14 protein-coding genes and 1 tRNA gene are annotated in these 19,420 nt (G+C 42.1%); 4 read left to right on the top strand and 11 right to left on the bottom strand.

Features of this window, described 5'->3' with window-relative positions:
- Window positions 1-14: 14 nt before the first annotated feature.
- The 9 genes from B2W36_RS17015 to B2W36_RS16975 all read right to left on the bottom strand — a co-directional run bounded on the left by B2W36_RS17015 (window position 15) and on the right by B2W36_RS16975 (window position 14,253).
- Entirely contained in the window at window positions 15-1,598 is a 1,584-nt protein-coding gene (locus tag B2W36_RS17015; RefSeq protein WP_293888870.1) for a RagB/SusD family nutrient uptake outer membrane protein, read from the bottom strand.
- An 11-nt stretch (window positions 1,599-1,609) separates the two neighbouring features.
- Complete coding sequence (locus B2W36_RS17010) at window positions 1,610-4,777, bottom strand: SusC/RagA family TonB-linked outer membrane protein (RefSeq protein ID WP_293888868.1); 3,168 nt, start codon at window positions 4,775-4,777, stop codon at window positions 1,610-1,612.
- A 160-nt stretch (window positions 4,778-4,937) separates the two neighbouring features.
- On the bottom strand, window positions 4,938-6,350 hold the full coding sequence (locus B2W36_RS17005; protein WP_293888866.1) for a DUF4434 domain-containing protein: 1,413 nt from the start codon (window positions 6,348-6,350) through the stop codon (window positions 4,938-4,940).
- Window positions 6,347-7,423, bottom strand: coding sequence for a glycerophosphodiester phosphodiesterase (locus B2W36_RS17000; RefSeq protein WP_293888864.1), 1,077 nt, complete (start codon window positions 7,421-7,423; stop codon window positions 6,347-6,349). The genes B2W36_RS17005 and B2W36_RS17000 overlap by 4 nt, the downstream gene beginning before the upstream one ends.
- Window positions 7,398-8,846 carry a calcineurin-like phosphoesterase family protein gene (locus B2W36_RS16995; RefSeq protein ID WP_293888862.1) on the bottom strand — a complete coding sequence of 483 codons (1,449 nt, stop codon included), beginning with the start codon at window positions 8,844-8,846 and terminating at the stop codon, window positions 7,398-7,400. The genes B2W36_RS17000 and B2W36_RS16995 overlap by 26 nt, the downstream gene beginning before the upstream one ends.
- Entirely contained in the window at window positions 8,839-10,404 is a 1,566-nt protein-coding gene (locus tag B2W36_RS16990) for an ADP-ribosylglycohydrolase family protein (RefSeq protein ID WP_293888860.1), read from the bottom strand. The genes B2W36_RS16995 and B2W36_RS16990 overlap by 8 nt, the downstream gene beginning before the upstream one ends.
- A 58-nt stretch (window positions 10,405-10,462) precedes the next feature.
- Window positions 10,463-11,656 (bottom strand): AGE family epimerase/isomerase, encoded by a 1,194-nt coding sequence (locus tag B2W36_RS16985; protein WP_293888858.1) that lies wholly within the window; start codon window positions 11,654-11,656, stop codon window positions 10,463-10,465.
- A 44-nt stretch (window positions 11,657-11,700) separates the two neighbouring features.
- Entirely contained in the window at window positions 11,701-13,104 is a 1,404-nt protein-coding gene (locus B2W36_RS16980; RefSeq protein WP_293888856.1) for a sugar porter family MFS transporter, read from the bottom strand.
- 39 nt (window positions 13,105-13,143) lie between these two features.
- Entirely contained in the window at window positions 13,144-14,253 is a 1,110-nt protein-coding gene (locus tag B2W36_RS16975) for a DUF4434 domain-containing protein (RefSeq protein ID WP_293881981.1), read from the bottom strand.
- A 230-nt stretch (window positions 14,254-14,483) separates the two neighbouring features.
- Here B2W36_RS16975 and B2W36_RS16970 point away from each other — a divergent pair, with 230 nt between their 5' ends.
- A complete protein-coding gene (locus B2W36_RS16970) occupies window positions 14,484-15,704 on the top strand; it encodes an ROK family transcriptional regulator (RefSeq protein WP_293881979.1) in 1,221 nt (406 codons plus the stop codon).
- Between the two features lie 116 nt (window positions 15,705-15,820).
- Window positions 15,821-16,540 carry a hypothetical protein gene (locus B2W36_RS16965; RefSeq protein WP_293888854.1) on the top strand — a complete coding sequence of 240 codons (720 nt, stop codon included), beginning with the start codon at window positions 15,821-15,823 and terminating at the stop codon, window positions 16,538-16,540.
- 241 nt (window positions 16,541-16,781) lie between these two features.
- Here the strand turns inward: B2W36_RS16965 and B2W36_RS16960 are convergent, their stop codons facing one another.
- Window positions 16,782-17,915, bottom strand: coding sequence for an AI-2E family transporter (locus B2W36_RS16960; RefSeq protein ID WP_293888853.1), 1,134 nt, complete (start codon window positions 17,913-17,915; stop codon window positions 16,782-16,784).
- A gap of 116 nt (window positions 17,916-18,031) precedes the next feature.
- Window positions 18,032-18,661 carry a porin family protein gene (locus B2W36_RS16955; protein ID WP_293888851.1) on the bottom strand — a complete coding sequence of 210 codons (630 nt, stop codon included), beginning with the start codon at window positions 18,659-18,661 and terminating at the stop codon, window positions 18,032-18,034.
- A 446-nt stretch (window positions 18,662-19,107) separates the two neighbouring features.
- Here B2W36_RS16955 and B2W36_RS16950 point away from each other — a divergent pair.
- Together B2W36_RS16950 and B2W36_RS16945 are read left to right on the top strand one after the other, a co-directional pair.
- Window positions 19,108-19,178: transfer RNA gene (locus tag B2W36_RS16950), tRNA-Cys, on the top strand.
- 33 nt (window positions 19,179-19,211) lie between these two features.
- The gene (locus tag B2W36_RS16945) at window positions 19,212-19,391 is read left to right on the top strand and encodes a hypothetical protein (RefSeq protein ID WP_046671880.1); all 180 of its coding nucleotides are present in this window, start codon (window positions 19,212-19,214) and stop codon (window positions 19,389-19,391) included.
- Window positions 19,392-19,420 lie beyond the last annotated feature (29 nt).

Raw genomic sequence — 19,420 nt, 5'->3', positions numbered from 1 at the left:
GTCTATATCTTGGTTTATTTCCACTCATTAAATTGTTCAATATTTGGATTCCGTTGCAGTTCTGCTATAGGAATAGGGAAGCGATTGTATTTTTCCGGATAAACACGGCTACGTCCATTATCAACATCCACCAATTCATAAGTTAAGTTTCCGCTGGTCCCCTTGGTGATTTTAACACCTGTAGCATGTGTACCATTCAATACGCTCGTTGCGAGTCCCCATCGGCGAAGATCCCAAAAACGGTGCCCTTCAAATGCGAGCTCCACCATCCGCTCCCGACGAATTAAGCTCAACAACTGGCCGGTATTTGTCGCGGTTAGATCCCTTGTAAAGCCAGCGCGACGACGCACTTTGTTCAAGGCTTCCAGTCCTGCCGACAATTGCCCTTGCTCGGCCATCGCCTCGGCTTGGATTAACAAAACTTCTGCGTACCGCATGAAATAGAACGTTAGTTCGCCCCTTCCAAGATCCGTCAGTTTTTCATCAAACAATTTACGCATGTAATAACCTGTTGAGGTCGTTCCGCCCCCAACGGCGTACCCTTCTTTCGATCCCACTACAGTTTCCAAAGTACGCCCTTTCCAAGTAGCTCCATTGTAGAGTATTGACGCATAAAAACGAGGTTCTCTCCCTTGGTACGGATTAGCTGCATGTACAGGGTTGTTCCAACTAAAATCTGTCCCGTCTGCCATCTGGTATTCCTTTACCAAATTTTCTGTGGGGCTAATCTGGGCATATCCACCATCCAATGGTGGACCAAAGAAATAGTCAAAAGAATAAGTAAAGTTAGGTGCCAAGAAACCGAACTCCAAAATGCTCTCTTTATTTTCAGCGCCCTCGCTCCGGCGTTGGTTAAATAAAGCTCTGTAATCAGGATAAAGATCATACAGGTTAAGTGCCTGCAAGGACGCTACCGCATCAGAACTGGCCTTCCATCGTTTTGCATAGAGCATGGCACGTGCCTTAAGACCTAATGCTGCCCCCTTGGTTATCTTGCCCCTTTTTGCAGCTGGAACAGTCGCGGGCAGCTGCGCAGCCGCTTTATCCAGATCCGCAGCAATAAAATTCCACACCTCATCTGGCTTGCTAAGCGAGCGTCCCATTCCATCACTCAGGCCATCATACAAAATTACGCTAGCCCCATATCGCTTTGCCAATTCAAAATACACGTAAGCTCTAAAAAACAAAACCTCTCCCTCTGCACGTTGATAAAATTCTGTCGGCAGCCCGACACCCTTTGTTTGCAGCCCGTCCAAAAACTCATTACAATGTCGGATCCAGGTGTATCCCCAAGACCAGTTATCGAGCGGATTGGCTCCCGGTGTGATCGTAGATGAACCTAAGATCAACAGGTTGACCTCGTCATTCGGTGTATTCTTCTTTAGCAAGTCGGCATACGCATCCTGATTGACATGTGCAGAATAATAGGATTGTCCTATCAATGGATAGAACTTATTTAGAGAAAGCTCCACATTGGCTTCCCCACTCCAGGCGACCCGCTCATCATATACATCGGTAAGTTCCGGTTCTATCGAACAGCTTTGAAAACTAAGCATTACGGTCAAAGCCAGTATGCTATATTTATATATCAATTTCATGGTTTTACTAGTTAAAAGGTAAGAGATAAGCCAAATTCATAAACGCGCTGTTGCGGATAATAACCTTGATTCACACTCGGCATTTCGGGATCCAGATAGGGCAAACTGCTCCATGTAACCAGGTTGCTACCCGAAACAAAACAGCGTACTTGTTGAATTTTGGCTTTATTCAACCAAGATGCCGGCAACGTGTAACCGATCTGCGCCGTTTTTAGACGTAGATAAGCGCCGTCTTTTATCCAGAAAGATGAGAACTTGCCGCCGCTCTGTGCCGACTGCGTACTTAAACGAGGGTATTTCGCATTTGTGTTCTCCGGTGTCCAGGCATTCTCCACTAAATATTTTGGCGAATTTCCATCCTGATAAAAAGGCATCGTATAGAAGGTATTATCATAGATTCCTGAATTGGTATAAAGACCTGACAAAGCGACATCCGAACGTGCTGCTCCCTGAAAGAAAGCACTGAAATCAAAACCTTTATAAGAGCCTCCCAAATTTAGTCCAAACATCATTTCTGGCAAGTCACTTTTTCCAATCACAGTCCAATCCTGATCGAACGTAATACGTCCGTCGCCATTCAGATCTTTCAATTTAATCTCTCCTACCCGCGTAGGACCAAAAAGTGCACTGCTCATAATTTCCTCTTCACTTTGAAAAAATCCGTCTGCTACGAAACCATATTTCAGACCGATAGGTCTTCCGGTACGACGAAGATAATCGGGTACATTGGCATTTTCAGTTGTTTCGATTACTTTACTACGTGCAAAGCTTACATTTCCACGTACATTGTAATTAAAATCACCGATAGTGTTCCGATGCGACAAAACAAGCTCAAAGCCCCTGCTATCTACTACCCCCGAGTTGATATAGTTGGGAAAATATCCGCCAAATGATGGTGGATTTAGATTTGACTGACCCTGCAAGATGTCTTTGGTGACCCTATAAAATACATCGGCTTCCACGCCAAGAAGGCCTTTCCATAAGGTAGCTTCCAGACCACCATTATAAGTGGTGGTTGTTTCCCATTTTATATCAAAATTAGGTACCGTGGTGACATTAAGCGGTTTTCCTAACGTATTCCCGATGAGGACCACGGGATCAGCCCCGAGACTCATCGTCCGTAAGAACTGATAGTCTCCGATCCTGTCGTTTCCAAGTTTGCCAATCGATCCACGGATTTTTAAATCATCTACCACGTCAAGCGCTTCTTTGAAAAAGGGCTCCTTAGAGATTCTCCAACCGGCAGATACGGCTGGAAAGATGTCCCAGCGTGTATGAGCGGGAAGCATCGGCGAGCCATCATAACGTCCTAACACTTCCAACAAGTATTTATCAGCGTAGTCGTAGTTTAAACGGAAAGAATAACCGGCTCTACTGAACATCCCATGCCCTCCTTTTACTAGATTATCAATAACTTCCTCACCAAAGTTCAAGTCCATAATATCTGTGATCGGATAACCACGGCGCCCGCCAGATAACGAGCTATTATCTGTGCGCATATATTCATAGAGAAATAGTGCATTGACCGAATGTGCTCCAAACTTATTCGCATAGCTTATTGATGGTTGGATCGTCTTTTGCCATGAGTCGGTAAACCATTGGTTTAAACTTGCTACGCCACCATTTGCATGCCGTGCAAAAGCTAATGCATACTGCCGGGTAGCATTATTGTATACATCCAATTGATAAGGTAACAAATAGGCTTTACGCATCGTATATCCTTTATCAAAGGCGCCATTTACTTTCAACCGAAGGCCAGACACGCCAGGCACCTCGTACTCAAGAGAAAGATTACTTTGGAAACGGTTGGATCGTATTGAGTTTTCGCCCGATAAATCTCTCGCGGCCAGCGGATTCTGATTACCGTTCCCTGGATTCAGGCTTCCGACGGGAATGCCTGCAGCATTGTAAGCTGGTAAAAACGGATAGGACATCATAGCCTGTGCAAATACCGAGGCATAGCTGTTTCCCAAGCCCGCAGATAAGCCTGGTTCTTTACGGATGTCATCCCGATAAGCAATGTTTAGTGAAAGTTTGAGGTTATCAAGGATATCGGCATCGAAATTTATACGACCGTTATACCGGTCGTAGGACGTGCGATCGATGATGCCATCTTGATTAAAAGCACCCGTTGACACAAAATAACGGTATCGGTCTGAGCCACCATTGAGAGTCAAATTATTGGTCACCGTTGGAGCGCTACTTTTAAAAAGCATATTAAACCAATCCGTATTGCCAAATATCCCTTGCGGGTCACCATGGGTGATGCGTTCAATCTCATCAACATTGAAACGGCGCGAAGTTTCAGCAACACCATCGAGTTCCTGTGCTTTATTGTAATATTTTACATAATCCGCTGCATTTAAAAATTCAGGAAAAGCGGTATTTTTACTTAGGGCATAGGATCCCTTGTAATTTAAGGTAGGTTTCTGCTGTTTTCCTTTTTTTGTGGTTATTAGGATTACACCGTTAGCACCTCTCACACCATAAATAGCCGCTGACGCATCCTTTAAAACCGAGATCGCTTCTACCTCATCGGGATTGATCTGCGGAAACTCGCGTTCTATACCATCCACGATAATCAGCGGTGAATTATTTCCCAGTGTATTATAGCCACGCACCATGAGCGAAGCACCATCGGACCCCGGCTGGCCGCTGCTTTGGCGAGTTACCAATCCAGGTAAACGCCCTTGCAGCATTGAAGAAAGATTGGCCGTCGGTGCTGTTTTCAATTCATCGCCGCTCATCTGGGCAATAGCTCCTGTAACACTCGCTTTTTTCATTTGCCCATACCCCACAATGATAACCTCATCCAATTTGGTATTATCTTCTTTCAGCAGAAACTCAATGGGTTTATTACCCACTGTGACTATAGTATCCTTTGAAACGTACCCAATTGCCGTTAGTAAAAGGCGTACCTTATTTCCTTCCACTGGTAACGAAAAGCGACCCGATAGGTCTGTCGCTACATTGAGCTTTGTTGCTGTTTCGCGTATGCTTACCCTTTCTAATGTCTGCCTGTTAGTGGCGTTTCGAACGACACCTTCAAGTCGTGACTGTTGTGCGTAGGATCTCGCGAAGGTACAAGACAAGAGACACAGCGCAAATAAGGAACGCGAGAATGTAAGATCACGCCTCTGCCCCTCTTTGCTTAATTGCTTTTGTTTAAATGGCTTCATAAAAGTTTTTGGTTAGTAGTTGTAGTGGTATCGCATAGTTATTAATAAATATATCTATAAAACTATACAATATTAAAATATTTTAAAATATAAAATAAACTGAATAAATTCCTTTAAGAAAAATTCACCTGAAATTAACAACGCTGCCGCACCACCCTTCCTAACGGATACGTTTGTCTTTTGACAGGCGATCTTTCATTGTTTTTTCCAGATAGCGCTGATATGCCGTAAAGAGATCTAATGTGCGCTCCTCACCGATGCGGATAGACATTTTAGGATCGTTAAATACACCTGGAAATTGATAACAAAGTATTTTTTCGAAGTTTTGGAAAAGATTAAGGTCGCGGACAATCTCTTCCATAGGACGCGGATAAAGGGATTGATCCTCATTAAACAAAAAGGTTTCCAAATCAAACCAAAGATGAGCTCCCGCTTGGTTGCATAGGGACTGCAATAGATCGGCAGCTTCTTTGCCCGTCAAGTCACCTTCGGGCATCCGAGCGAAGCCAAAGGGACAAAGAATGTCCAGATTCTGTAGCAGTGCTGGATAAGTATCTAGCCCCACGGGCACCTGCATGCTATTCGTGGCCAGCATGACCGGCTTTGCAGGCGCAATTTGGTTGCAATAGGCTTTGAATTCACGAAAGAAGTCAACAATCTCTTTTTTGCGCTGCATTCGCATCACTTCGCTATGCTCCCAATTATCTAAGTTACCACCACTTTCTTCCGAAACATAGAAACCATAGAACGATGGATGATGTCCATATTTTTCCCAAAGCTCTTGGGCCACTTTCTTATGCCAAAGCAGTGATTCTTTGGTAAAATCGAACCAAGCAAACATCCCCACACCTACAAAAACATGCATACCTTGCTTATCGGCTTCATCTAAAATGGCCTCCACGGGATCTTTTGCCGTGATCGGAACCCGCTCGGGATACAGTACAGATGGATAAAATGCCTTGCCTTTATAGGAATCTACCGTCGTCTCATGCTTGCCTACATATTCTTCATTTCGAAAAACTTCCTGAACAACAACAATATCCATTTTTAATTTGTGCATGGCGCGCACCATTTCACGCCACTGCTCATCGGTCATTTGTTTGATATCATTATTCCAGTGCTTACCTTCAGTTTCACTCCAATGATAGATGCCCGCCCATGCGCCATCAATAAGCCCGGTGGAACGTTGCTGGGAAGCGATAACTTCTATATCGCGAACTTTTCGGTATTTTTTATTACCGTACTTGACCACAAGGGTAATCTTTTGATTTCCCACCAAATTTTTTGTCGAGAGGATATGCTTGATTTCGTACGCTGTTTGGGGCATTACTTCTTTCTTTGAATAATGCAACAGGTTTTCGGGTCGTTCCTTCCCTAAGTAAACAGATAGTTCTACAATTTTAGCCGTTCCTTCCTCATTTCTTAAACCCGCACGGATGTCGAGATCAACCTGATTAGTAATCGTCGTCGGTGGAATTAACGTAAGGGATATACCTTCCTGTGCAATCACAGCAAATGGTACCATGATAAGGATTAGCATCCAGGACAGCAAAAGTTTTCTCAGCTTATTCATAGTCTAAATTTTAGTTTTTTTTCATGGCTTAGTTTTAACAGTAGCTCGGGTTCGTCAGTGGTAATCCAATCTACTTCGCTATCTAGAAACTTGCGCAGTTCGTCTACGGTATTGACTGTCCACACATTGGTCCATAGACCTGCTTCCTTTGCGCGCTTTATCAATGTAGGGTCGTTCCTATACTGGTAGAAATCATAATCGAGTCCGGCGAGCCTATCTACTTTAAGTTCATCGACAGTCTTGTTCCCGTATAAATAAGCCGTGCGAGCACTCGGATCACGTTTAATGATATGGCAGAGAACAGCATAATCAAAACTAATATATTCGATATAGCCCTGTGCTTTAAGGCGGTGCACGACAGCTAAAACCGAATCCGCAAGCTCCAGGCTTCTACCCGTTGGCGAAGATTTTATCTCCAGGATCATTTTCGTTTTGTTCTGCTGTTTTGCCAGCTTGATGAACTCGATTAGCGTGGGTACAGGATCGCCCCCTTTGAGCGTTGATGTATAAAGTTCTTGTGCCGTAGATTCTTCTACAGCGAGACCGCCGATATGTGGATCATGAGACAGCACAACCTGTCGGTCCTTAGACAACCATACATCAAACTCAGAACCGGCACAGCCTAGGGCGACGGCTTGTTGAAAAGAACGGATGGAGTTCTGCATGACACCTTCTGCACGCCATGCCCCACGATGTGCGATTACTTTGTTGCGCAGGAATTCATCCTTCACCAGTTCCACTTCGTACCTTTTTCTGTCAAATTCTACCGTTATACTATACGCGCGGATACCATCATTTGCGGGCACCAGCTTTGACTTTCGAAGATAAATTTTCCCGTTTTTGTCCAAAGTAAAAAGCTTTGCCGTATCACAGACAATCTTCATCCGCAGCTGGTTCAGCGGCAACGGAGCATGAATGGTTGCGACATAAGCTCCCTTGCTGTTAAGTGGGATTGTGTAATTGCTAAGCGAAATCAACGGTGTTTGAGCTAGCAGGATTGATGGGGATGCGATGCATAAAAGGATCACTAGGGCCATCAAGAACAAGCTATCTATCTTTTTTCTGTTGAACATATGTTTTGTATTTAATTCCAAATCTATCCTCTACCAAAATCATCATTTCTGAATCTGGATTCAGTGGTTTCGCTGCAAACAAATGGTCTGTTGTTGTCGTCCAAATCCAATCGTAAGCGTATTTATTTTTATTTTCGACGATTTTCTTTCTTGTCTGCGGATCATGTCCGATGAACTGCTGCATTTCCCCCGCATAAACACCGTCTTCATACCAAGAGACTCGCCAGACATTATCATAATTCCATACCAAAGCTGTGAGCTCATTCGGGCGCTCTGGATTTTCTCCTAGACCATATGCCCTGCTTTGGATATTGTCCGGCAATCCGAGCGATTTATATCTCCAAGTGAGGCTGTCGCCTTTAGCCACATAAACGGAATAACCAACTGGTGTTCCATCCGCACAGGAATTTTTCTCTTGCCAAAAGATGCCCGAAATCGAGGCTTGGTTATGCTCCATAATACGGGGCGCAGGCTGAAAATGGTCGTGTAAATGAGTATGTCCAGACAATATATGTACCTTATAGTCCTTCAACATCGTATACAGATGTTTAGCATTAACGACTTGTTGCTTTCGTTCTATTTTTCGAAAATCCTTACTAGCAGTCGGAATATGGAACATCATGACGATCGTATTACCTTTGGGCACTTTTTGAAGATCCAGCCTGAGCCAACGGAACTGTTCTTCACAGATATACCCTACATACTCGCCACCGCGCCCCAAATAGAAAACATCGTCAAGCACAATGTAATGCATGGAACCGCGATCAAATGCATAGTAACGTGGACCAAAATTTTCTTCGTATAACATACTTGCCGTCGTATTTGAACGTTGGTCTGTACGTAGATCATGGTTACCTTTGCTAAAGAAATAGTTCATATTTGCCAATTCAAATGCCTGTTTTACTCCAACAAAGAGGTCTGGCCTATCACCCACCATATCGCCCACCACCATTCCATGCACGGGAATATTGCGCAAAGCGCTATCCTTGTAGTTTTTTATATCCGCTGCAAACAGCGCACAACGTTGCACATCAGCAGCGTTATATACCTGCGGATCGCCCAATACGAAAAATGCATGCGTTGAATCAATTCCTATAGGTTCCAAAACGAAATTGAAAGCATCTGTGGTCCCCTCTTTGGGCAATGGGATATAAAAATTACCTCCGTTATTTTTTGCGGACATCTCAAAGCCAGCAGGAACCGTGATATAGACAAAACGGGCCAAAGGTGAAGGAATGATACGATAGTGTCCCCGATGGTCAGAAAAGACGATTTTATATCCATCAGTAACGGCCACTTTTGCTACCGGCTGGCCGTCGACCTGTCGCACCTGCCCCTGCACTTCCAATCCCCTTGCACAACATGCTGTTGATAGGCAGATCATCGACAGTAACGCCGTAAACAAAAGTGTTATTTTAATCATGATGGTATGGGATTAGCGTTTGCGGATGAGATGCATAAACCAAGTAGTCAGTGACGTAGAGCTGATACCCCGGTTCTTCCATCAATAGTTTTATTTCTACCCGATGCTTTTTATCGGGCATTTGATACCGCCAACATAATTCCGGACGACGCATATTCGCATTGGAAAAAAGACTTGCCGTTTCTACTAATTGATCATCGATATACAAGCCCAACTGTACCGCCCTATCGCTCACTGCATTATCCACTTTTTGCACGTATCCACTGAGCACCAGACCGCAACCTTCGAAATTAAATTGATAGCTTTGAGGAAAAGATTTCGCAACCTTTACACGCTCTTTTGGGTAATGCCCGGCGAAGTTTTCTTCGAAAGGTACTTGCACTATTTTTTGGTACGGGATGGTTACGCGATTTTTGCCCACTACACCACCTGCCTTAACGATGCTTGCCAGTGCAAGGTCCACATTGACACGATATACATCATTGAGGGAATAGTTACTATAACTAAAGGACACATCCTCTGCTTTTTTTAGTGGGCCTATCCAAGTGCTCGGTATTTGACTATATCCCAGCATGGTTCCGAGTATACCACAAGCTGTTGCAGGATTGCAGTCCGAATCTTGCCCCGCTCTGGTCGCAATGTCCATGGTATGAAAAAAATCACCATTTCCATAAAGTAATGCCATGACGACATAAGCGGCATTAAGTTTTGCATCGATATTCAGCGGGTGAAAAACAAAGTTTGGACAGCCGTGATCCTCCGACCATTTCTTCTGGATCTGCCACCAAGTCTCTTTCCAATCAGACGGTTCCTGGGCGTACCATGCTAACACATCACGTATACATTGGTAGAATTTACTTTGCGGCGGCAACACCTGCAACGCCTCTTCGATCAGGGGTTTCACTTCATTCATCCGAAATGCTTGGGCATATAGATGTGCAACGAAGAGCCCGCCATAATACCCATCACCGGAGGCTATCATTTTACCGGTCTTTTCACAGATGGCTGTAACAGCCTCCGGCATAGCCGGGTTGATCAGGCCTGCAAAATCAGCTTCAATCTGAAAATCGATATCGTCAGCATGTGGATTGTTCAACCAATGTCCGGATTTATCTGGCGGAATGCCGTTATTGAGATTATATCGTGCTACCTGGTTGGCATGCCAAAGTTCATACTCTTTCTTTGCGAAAGCATGTGCAAGGGAATCTACCGGAGCATCTAATCCCAATCGATGCAGTACTTCCATAAACGTAAGGTCCACATACACATCGTCAAATAATCCAGGAAACTCGCGCATGGCGCGATTTACATAATCATCTTCCCAGCGAATACGTTCGTAATCCTGAATTAACGTACCTTGATAGAGAAATTCTGTAGGCCACCCATAAGTTACACCTATTGTTTGACCTGCCCATCCGCCCTTTATTTTATCTTCCAATACCGCTTTTTCCAACGATAAGGCTAAAGGGTATTTTTTGGCTCTTTGTGCAAAAGTACATAAGGGTATAGCGCAAATGAGCGAAAGCCTGAATAAAAGTAACAAAACTGACTTCATCATAAATAGGTAAATTAACTATAAGAGAGGCCGGCCCCGAAGGGCGAAGGCCGGCTCCAAACTAAACAACTTGAACAAACAAATCTTTACAGGCAATATCTTCGAGTACTTTCCAGCATTGATAAAGGCCCCGCGGCACATGGAAACAACCTTTCCATTTACCACCTTTAAGTGGCAACAGCACCTCTCCCTGTCTGTTAAGATATCCGAACCATTCTGGATATTCTGTATCTTTAAAATGCGCCCATGTATAATCGTGGACACGTTCAAACCAAGCTAGACATTCCGGCGATCCGGTCAATTGATAGCCTTTAATAAGCGAAATCAAGGTTTCAATATGCACCCACCAGAGCTTTTGATCCCATTCCAACTGTTGCGGGGGATTGCCCGAACGATCCATGAAATAGAAAATTCCACCATGGTTATGATCCCATCCATATTCGACCATATTGAGCGTTATCTCTACGGCCTTCTGAATCAGGTCGTCGCGTTTTAGGCGTTTGCCGAGCTCCATGATAAACCACATTGCTTCGATCGCATGCCCAGGATTGATTAAGCGCCCGTCAAAGGTATCCGACAACTGCCCTTCCAAGGTGACATTTTCTACGACAATACCACCGAGTTCCGGTCTGTAAAAAACCGCCATCACTTCGTGCAAACAGTTATCAATAAAGCCATCCAACAGCTCCGCTGAAAGCAGGTGCTCAATTTCCAAAGCTAGGTTGCAGAGGATCATGGGAAGGGCAAAATTCTTGAGGCTACGGCTGCCAGGAACCGCTTTGTTCCACTTCCCCTTGGGATTGTCAAGCTTCGAACAGATCAGTCTAAAGGTTTCCTTCGCTACTTCAGCATAACGTGGATTGCCTGTTGCCAAGTGAAGTTGCCCAAATGCGATGGTCGCAAATGTATAGGAAAAAATGTTGTACGGCTCTACGAGCGGGTTACCTACCCGATCTATTGCAAAGTACCAATTGTAGTGACCATCATGGCCATGCTCCAGCAAAAAGGCGGCGCCATGTTCCGCTGCCTCAAGCCACTCCTGCTTTTTCTCCGTCTTGTTATACATGCTCGCAAACATATAAACCTCACGCGCTTGCAACCAGATAAACTTATCGGTGTCAAAAACCTGCCCTTTCCTGTCCAAGCAACTGTAATATCCACCATATTCCCTATCCAACGAATTTTCCAACCAAAAGGGCAATACGTTCTCTAACAGTTCCGATTTGTACTGTTTACTAAGTTTTTTAAAATCCATCTATAATCTAATAATTCTTTATACTTTCATTTATAATAAGCAGGTTAATGAATCCAATGTCGTTCAATATCTTCCAAGGATCTGCCTGTTGTTTCCGGCACGAGTTTCCACACAATGAGCATATAGGGTACGCACATTGCTGCGAAAAGGAAAAAAGTTCCGCCGGGGCTTAAATTATCCAATAGCCATGGGGTAAGCTGTCCGATCAGGTAGGTCCCCAACCAAAGGGAAAGACCTGCTATGGACATGGCCAGTCCGCGAATGGAGTTTGGATACATTTCCGAGAGCAATACCCAGATTACCGCTGATATAGAAATGGCACAACAAAATACATAAGCTAAAAAGCAGCTTAACATAAACAAACTTGGGAGGCCAAGGACTTTGCCCCAAAAGAAATATACACCAATAAGCAAAAGAAAAACGATCATTCCTGAAACACCTAGGTATACCAGCTTCTTGCGCCCTATTTTATCAATGATAAAAACAGCCAGTACGGTCGTCAAGACATTGACCAATCCAACGATTACCTGATAGAAGAGTGAGTCGCCACCAGAAATGCCACTACTTTCAAAAATGGTAGGACCGTAGTAAAGTACGGCATTTACCCCCATGAACTGCCCGAGGATGGCTATTGCAGCTCCGATCCACACAGCTTTACGTACACCGGGTTGAGCCAACAGCTTCCAATCGACTTTTTTTTCTTTGGAACTTGCATCCTGAATTTTATTGAGTTCTGTTCTGGCCTCACTCTCCGAGCCATAGATCCGCCGGAATATATCATGTGCTTTTTCTGATCGACCATGTCTCACCAGCCAACGTGGACTTTCCGGAATGAAGAAGATAATGAGAAAGAAAAAAACAGCCGGCAATCCAGATATCCCAAGCATGCCACGCCATACTTCCTGATAGAATATGAGCCGAAGCCAATCACCTTGTAAATTTTGTGCATCACCGATCGCGTATTGCATAAGTAAATAGTTCACGATATAAGCACCCAGAAACCCGATCGTAACCGCCAGTTGATAGAGAGACACTAATCTGCCTCGATATTGGGGTACGGCAAGCTCTGAAATATACATAGGCGATATGATCGAAACCACCCCAATACCTATCCCTCCGATGATACGTGCATAAATAAGCTGTTGAAAACCAGAAGAAAGCATACAGTAAAGCGCCGAAGCAGAAAACAGAACAGCACTGATAAACAACATTTTACGACGGCCAAAGCGATCACCAAGGTAACCTCCACAGGTGACACCCAGTATGGAACCTACCAATGCGCAGCCTACGTACCATCCCTGAGAAACGTTATCCAAGCCGTATTGTGTCGTTACCTGTGCGATCGTTCCAGATATAACCGCTGTATCGTATCCGAATAGAAATCCGCCTATAGCTGCCACGACCGAGAGGAAGCTGATATAATTTAAGTTAATTTGGTTATTGTTCATATCGATGATATTATTCATTAGGTAACTAGGTATTTATTGTTATCGACGGTTAAAGAATTGCATATAACGGTCGTAAAGATTCGCCGCCTGACGATAAGCAGATTGCGGACTCATAAAGTGGGAGAACTCAAAGGTAATCGCTTTTTCGTAGCTGGCCCGCTTGGCTGCCTCCAACTTCAAGCGCAACTTATCGAATTTTATTGGCATAAACTTAATGGGCATATCACGATCGAATGTTTCGGCATTTGTCCAACAGGCGATGCCATAACGATCCGCAAGTTGCTTATTTACTGTAAAAAAAGCATCGAGTTCATTGTAATCTATGTGTCCATCTTGAAATGCGCAGGCATCTATAACGCCCCGTATACCATCAAATATCTCCGACCAATCTTCTTCATGTTGCCTAACGCTAACGGTATCTGACTTGGAAAGACCTGCGGAAGCTGACATTACCGCTTTTTTGCCATCAATCCAAGGAGAGATAAAGGTCGGTAAACCATCTGATATTGATTTACACATGATCCCCAAATCGCGGAATGCGCGGATGGACCCTTTGGTTTTTCTACTGATCTCGCCACTGATATACCAACCGGCGAAGCTTTTATGCTTTACCCCATATTTCGACCACACCTCATCCACCACGTACTTGTTGTGCTCTACCTCCTTATACAAATCCCCTGTATCCCAATATGCACCAGAATCATACAGGCCAAAATAAAACAACATGTTGTATTTGTCCGCCAACCGTAAAAACATATCAAGCAAATCAGTGCTAGGTTTATAGCAGCCTTGCGCAAGTAAATAATTCGAAGGATAGGTAATGAATTTGCGATAGCCAGATCGGATCAAAATAACGGTATTTATCCCCATTTTTTTCATATGTCTAAAATCTAAGTCCCATTCTGGCTCGCCCCAATTCTGATGTGGAATATCATGCGATATTTCATCAAGAAAAGTTGCCGTTATTGGAAGAGCATCGTTGGAATTTACCAAGTAAGTATCTCGAATCTCTGTATTGATCGTGGGGATTTTTTCCAAATCAGCCCCATCTTCTATACCGCAACGCTGCAACAGAATCGAGCTTCCCACTCCGGCAAGGCCGGTACGAAATGATTGTTTTAAAAATTTTCTACGATTCTGCTTATCCATAATGTTATTAGTTGGCATTTTTGCGAATTTCTGAACTAGGTTATAAGGCTTACCCAGCAGAAGACAATGCTAAATTAAAAATAAATTTTAATAATGCAATGTATTTAATAAAATAATTTAATAAATAGCTTCTATATAAAAATAAATAATGTTATTTAAGCCTTAAAGACAGTTAAGATTCAATATATACATTTAAATTTGTTAGATTTGTTTTTTACAATTTATATCCGATGACATTTTTTGAGCATATCGAAAACGAGAATATTTCTGGCGTTGCCTACAAAAACAATTCCATCAAGAAGCATATTATTGTGATCCTTTCTATGAATGGCAACAGTACGATCGCAGATTTAAGTAAGGAACTGAAGCTTAGCGTACCAAAAATCACGAATGTAATCAATGAACTAATCGAAGAAGGACTGGTAAAAGATTATGGAAAGTCGACATCTGTCAGTGGAAGGAAACCAAATATCTACGGACTACTTCCCACTTCAGGCTTCTTTGTTGGAGTTGATGTCAAGCACAACCATGTGAATATAGGGCTTATTGATCTTAACAAAAATGTAATATCTATTGCCGAGCACCTTCCCTATAAGTTGGCCAATAATCAAGCTTCTTTGGATCATCTCTGTAAGATCATTCAGGATTTCATAAAGAAATCCACTGTTCCGAAAGAAAAGATTTTAGCCTTGGGCATGAATCTAAGTGGCCGGATTAACTACAAGACAGGGTATAGTTATAGTTTCTTTTATTTCAGTGAGACACCGCTAAGCAAATACCTTGAAGAAACTTTAAAAATAAAGACTTTCATTGAGAACGATTCACGAGCAATGGCATATGGAGAGTTTATGTCAGGGGTAGTGAAACAGGAAAAAAATGTACTTTTTTTAAATCTCGATTATGGTATTGGGATGGGCACGCTTATCAATGGACAGATTTATTACGGTCAATCTGGATTTGCGGGTGAGTTTGGCCATATCCCAATGTTTGACAATGAAATCATCTGTCACTGTGGCAAGAAAGGTTGTCTTGAGACTGAGGCTTCTGGCCGCGCTTTAAAGGATCTTTTTATACAAAAAGTTGCTGAAGGCTATGCCACCACCTTAACACAAACCGTTCAGATCGAAGATATCAATTTAAACCACATTATTTCGGCAATTCACTCGGATGATGTGCTAGCCATTGAATTACTGGCGAAAATTGGTGAAAAACTCGGCAGAGCTATAGCAATTCTGATAAACCTATACAATCCAGAATTGATTGTTCTCGGAGGTCCTTTGGCACAAACTAACGATTATATCCTACTCCCTATAAAGAGTGCAATCAACAAATATTCATTAAATCTTGTAAGTACAGACACCAAAATAAAATTATCACAGCTACAAGAAAAGGCAGGGGTGATCGGAGCATGCCTACTTGTAAGAGACAGACTTCTAGATATTAACCCATAACCGTTTTATACTAATTAATTCAAAAAATTTAAACATCGCCGCGCAGGAGATAGAAGATGAAGCCAGCCGATTTTTCATGAATAAAAAATCTTGACAAATTGTATCTAGGTGCCATTATGAAAATCAGCTCCCTTCATAAGGATAATTATGAATTTATTGAAGCTTCGAATCTTCCAACCGTGAACGTTAATTCAAAGACAGCTGACGCGGTAATCATGCCCAGTAAAGCTGCAATGGTTAATTTCATTCTCAAAAATATTGAAGGCGATGACCTAGCAGGCATAGTCAGCGAATCAATACCCAAAGTTCAAAGGGTTGCATCTTACGAAAAATTAGGAGCAGTTTTTGGTCAAAAGATCAACTCGGAGGTCATGCTTGCTGTTAACCCACAATCTAAAGGTTCTAAATACCTCTATGCTGTAAGTTTCACCAATCTGATCTATAGTTTGACGTGTATGACGGATATTGCCAAAGCAAAAGCACATTCCGCTCTAGCGAAGCTCGACCCTAAAGATTTAATGTATGTCAATGAAATCACCTTCGGGCGAGCAGCATCAATTTTCATTGAATCCGACGCAGATTATGAAACTATGAAAAATCTGGTAGATAGAAAATATTTTAAAAGAAAACTAATGGAAGAGGACGAGGCTATCCTTGCAAACTCAACAATACATTTTCAAATATCGGATACAAAAGAGGTAGACCTTTTTGATGGAGACCCTTTTCAGATTATACGTAGTTATATGACTGCCCCTATCACAAAAGAAGATTTTCTAAGACCAATATGGATCAGCGGCATTAATTTAAACGATGGCGATATGGTAATTACACCTTAGCACCATCTGTGGACCGCCATCTATAGACAACGTCCATAAAGCCGATAAAATTAAGAGGATAAGATTTTCTGCAAATAGTTTAGTGTTTATTAATATTCAATTGGGGGATGCTTCGCAATTTGTTCCCCCGCCGCCTTACCATATTATCTACAGGCAAGCTATAGGGGGCAATCCGAAGATGGTACGATCCAAGGGCGAGACAAGGCATACAAAAGCATGAGGCACATAATGTAGAATCAAGTTACTCCTTCACTTCATTGTCAATAATATTCTTCTCTATCGGATTGAGCGTCTCAAATAAATCCTTATATACTTCATCTTTGCTATCTTCTTCTCCCAGTAAAAATCCCCAGGGCTTAAGCTCTCTAATGCGATCCATCACAATCTTAACTATTGCCAAAATAGGAATGGCTAAAAACATCCCGGAAATACCCCATATCATCTCACCAATAATGATAGACAACATCGCAAACAATGAATTTACTTTAACTTTAGACCCCACAATTTTGGGGACGATAAAGTTACTATCAATCATGTGTACAATAATCAACGCTAAGATGACCAAAACCACATGGGTCAACGATGATGTCGCGAAAGTAAGAATGGAAATAATAAGTATAGAGGAAAAAATACCGACATAGGGTAGCACATTGAACACCCCTGTAATCAATGCTAAAAGCAAACTATATTTGACACCAATCAATGACAAAACAATAAAGACCAAAAGCGACACTAAGCTCATCTGGATCAATAGACCAATGAGATACTTTTTGACCACATACTGTACCTGCTGTACTACATCGACCACAATGGGCCGGTCTTCGACGCGATTGACAAATAGAAGAAACTTCACGATATGCCCTCTATAGATGAGGAGGAAAAACGTATAAAGGAAAGTAAAGACAAATAATATAAACATGGATGAAAGAGAAACCAATGCCGTTCCTAGAAATAGCGTGCCAGAATCCACAGACTTCGAAGCCGTCTTATTGATGAATTCCATTTGCTCTTTGTGCCTTATGCCAAATTGTTCACTGACCCAGCTTTGCAGTTTGCTCGCACCATCCATTATCTGCTCCTTAAATGCTGGAAAATCTTCCTTCAGGAGTGTGAGTTGGGAAGCTAATAGAAAAAGCCCGTACCCCAAAACTCCGAAGAATAATATTACACTTAAAATGCCCGCTAATGTTCTCGGGAAGCGTAGTTTACGTTCCATGAAATTGCTCAACGGTATTAAAAGTAGGGAGAATAGTAATCCCAGGATCATCGGGACCAGAATGGTATCGCCAATTTTTGCTAAATAACCTAACAGGAGAATACAAATAAGTACACTGGCCAACTTCACATAGAATGGTAAAGTAAGAAATCTTTTCATACAGCTATCTTTTGCATAAAAATAACAATTTAGGTCGATTTAAGTTTAATCCATTAAAAAAGTCCCCACAACTGCAGGGACTCTTTCCTCATAATAAGTTTAAGTACTTATATTTCTTAAAGTCCGAAACCGATACCAACGGACCAAACTCTGTTTTTAGCCGAACCACCATTTGGCGCTAAATTTGTCAAACCCAAACCATAACCAGCATTAATTTGAAAGCCATTGGTTAATTGATAACCCGCCAAGAAATTAACACCAAAATCGGTACGCTTTAATTGATCGTTGTCGCCACTTCCAAATTTCACGTCAGTTTCGCCCTCTGCCCCCCAATTTCCAACATTACCTTTAACTTTGTTTTTACCACTCAGTCCGAAGCCAACATATGGTCCAGCACCAACAATGAAATTACCAGATGCACCCGTAGGCAATTTAGCTACTAAATTCACAGGGATGTCTAACGACATGATACTCTGTTTAAATTCACCAGAACTTGATCCCTCACTTATTGTTCTCTTGCCACCTTTATTTTGCAAAGACAATCCAGGCAGGATGGAGAAGTATGGAGACACAGGGGCATCCAAATAACCGGTCACAAAGAAGCCGGTATTTGATTCTGAACTTCCATTCTCGTACGAATATTTAGGGATATTTACACCCGCACGTAATCCATAACCCAATCCTCCTTGTGCAAATGCGCCCATTGATCCAAATAAAATTGCTGCAGATAATAATAATTTTTTCATGTTTCCCAATTTAATTACTTTGTTCTTTATCTTTTATTCTCATATATTTCCTGTATGAGATTTCTGACAACGTGATTTGCAATATCTATTCCAAAATATATAATACGTTCATTTTCAAATCAAAAAAATATTAAAATTCAAAAATACTATACTTACTAATGTCCTTTAAAAAAGACAATTGGTGCAGTAAATTCCACCTTACTATTTTGGTAATAATCATCTAAAAAAGCCTTCATAAATAGCTGGATACTTTTTTGAAGTAAAGCGGCTAAAATTTCGCTTTCAATTGCTAAACACATTTTCATAAACATGTGTTAAAGGCTATGCATTGAAAATACAAGCTTGGTTTTCAGAGTAATGCTTAAAAACTCAAAAGTTTTATCATAAAGATTTTTTAATTCCAATTATAAGTTTTATTTTTGCAGACCTTCAAAAGGAAAAAATAGGGTCGGATGGCCGAGTGGCTAGGCTGAGGTCTGCAAAACCTCCTACAGCGGTTCGAATCCGCTTCCGACCTCGTTTTATTTTAAACAATAAAAATATTATCAAAATGGGAGTTACACGTTTAAAAAGAAAAGATAGAAGAAATAAAACTGTTTCACGTGTTGAAGTTCAGTTTTTGAAATTAGGAACTAACGTAGAGTTGGGTTCTAGATCAAAAATGAAAGCTAGCAACCAAATCGTTAAAAACGATGCTATCTTAAATCAATTAGCTTCAGAAGCTAAATAAGTAAGAAGAATCTAATAGCCTTTAAAGTA

It is taken from the genome of Sphingobacterium sp. UBA3549 (genome assembly GCF_002376635.1).
Classification (GTDB): domain Bacteria; phylum Bacteroidota; class Bacteroidia; order Sphingobacteriales; family Sphingobacteriaceae; genus Sphingobacterium.
This window is presented reverse-complemented; position numbering and strand designations above follow the sequence as displayed.

Bases quoted from the DNA above. Each gene is read 5' to 3' on its own strand.
- B2W36_RS16945 (WP_046671880.1), top strand. From the start codon at position 19,212: ATGGGAGTTACACGTTTAAAAAGAAAAGATAGAAGAAATAAAACTGTT.
- B2W36_RS16990 (WP_293888860.1), bottom strand. From the start codon at position 10,404: ATGATGAAGTCAGTTTTGTTACTTTTATTCAGGCTTTCGCTCATTTGC.
- B2W36_RS16970 (WP_293881979.1), top strand. From the start codon at position 14,484: ATGACATTTTTTGAGCATATCGAAAACGAGAATATTTCTGGCGTTGCC.
- B2W36_RS17000 (WP_293888864.1), bottom strand. From the start codon at position 7,423: ATGTTCAACAGAAAAAAGATAGATAGCTTGTTCTTGATGGCCCTAGTG.
- B2W36_RS16965 (WP_293888854.1), top strand. From the start codon at position 15,821: ATGAAAATCAGCTCCCTTCATAAGGATAATTATGAATTTATTGAAGCT.
- B2W36_RS16955 (WP_293888851.1), bottom strand. From the start codon at position 18,661: ATGAAAAAATTATTATTATCTGCAGCAATTTTATTTGGATCAATGGGC.
- B2W36_RS16980 (WP_293888856.1), bottom strand. From the start codon at position 13,104: ATGAACAATAACCAAATTAACTTAAATTATATCAGCTTCCTCTCGGTC.
- B2W36_RS16975 (WP_293881981.1), bottom strand. From the start codon at position 14,253: ATGGATAAGCAGAATCGTAGAAAATTTTTAAAACAATCATTTCGTACC.
- B2W36_RS16995 (WP_293888862.1), bottom strand. From the start codon at position 8,846: ATGATTAAAATAACACTTTTGTTTACGGCGTTACTGTCGATGATCTGC.
- B2W36_RS16985 (WP_293888858.1), bottom strand. From the start codon at position 11,656: ATGGATTTTAAAAAACTTAGTAAACAGTACAAATCGGAACTGTTAGAG.
- B2W36_RS17010 (WP_293888868.1), bottom strand. From the start codon at position 4,777: ATGAAGCCATTTAAACAAAAGCAATTAAGCAAAGAGGGGCAGAGGCGT.
- B2W36_RS17015 (WP_293888870.1), bottom strand. From the start codon at position 1,598: ATGAAATTGATATATAAATATAGCATACTGGCTTTGACCGTAATGCTT.
- B2W36_RS16960 (WP_293888853.1), bottom strand. From the start codon at position 17,915: ATGAAAAGATTTCTTACTTTACCATTCTATGTGAAGTTGGCCAGTGTA.
- B2W36_RS17005 (WP_293888866.1), bottom strand. From the start codon at position 6,350: ATGAATAAGCTGAGAAAACTTTTGCTGTCCTGGATGCTAATCCTTATC.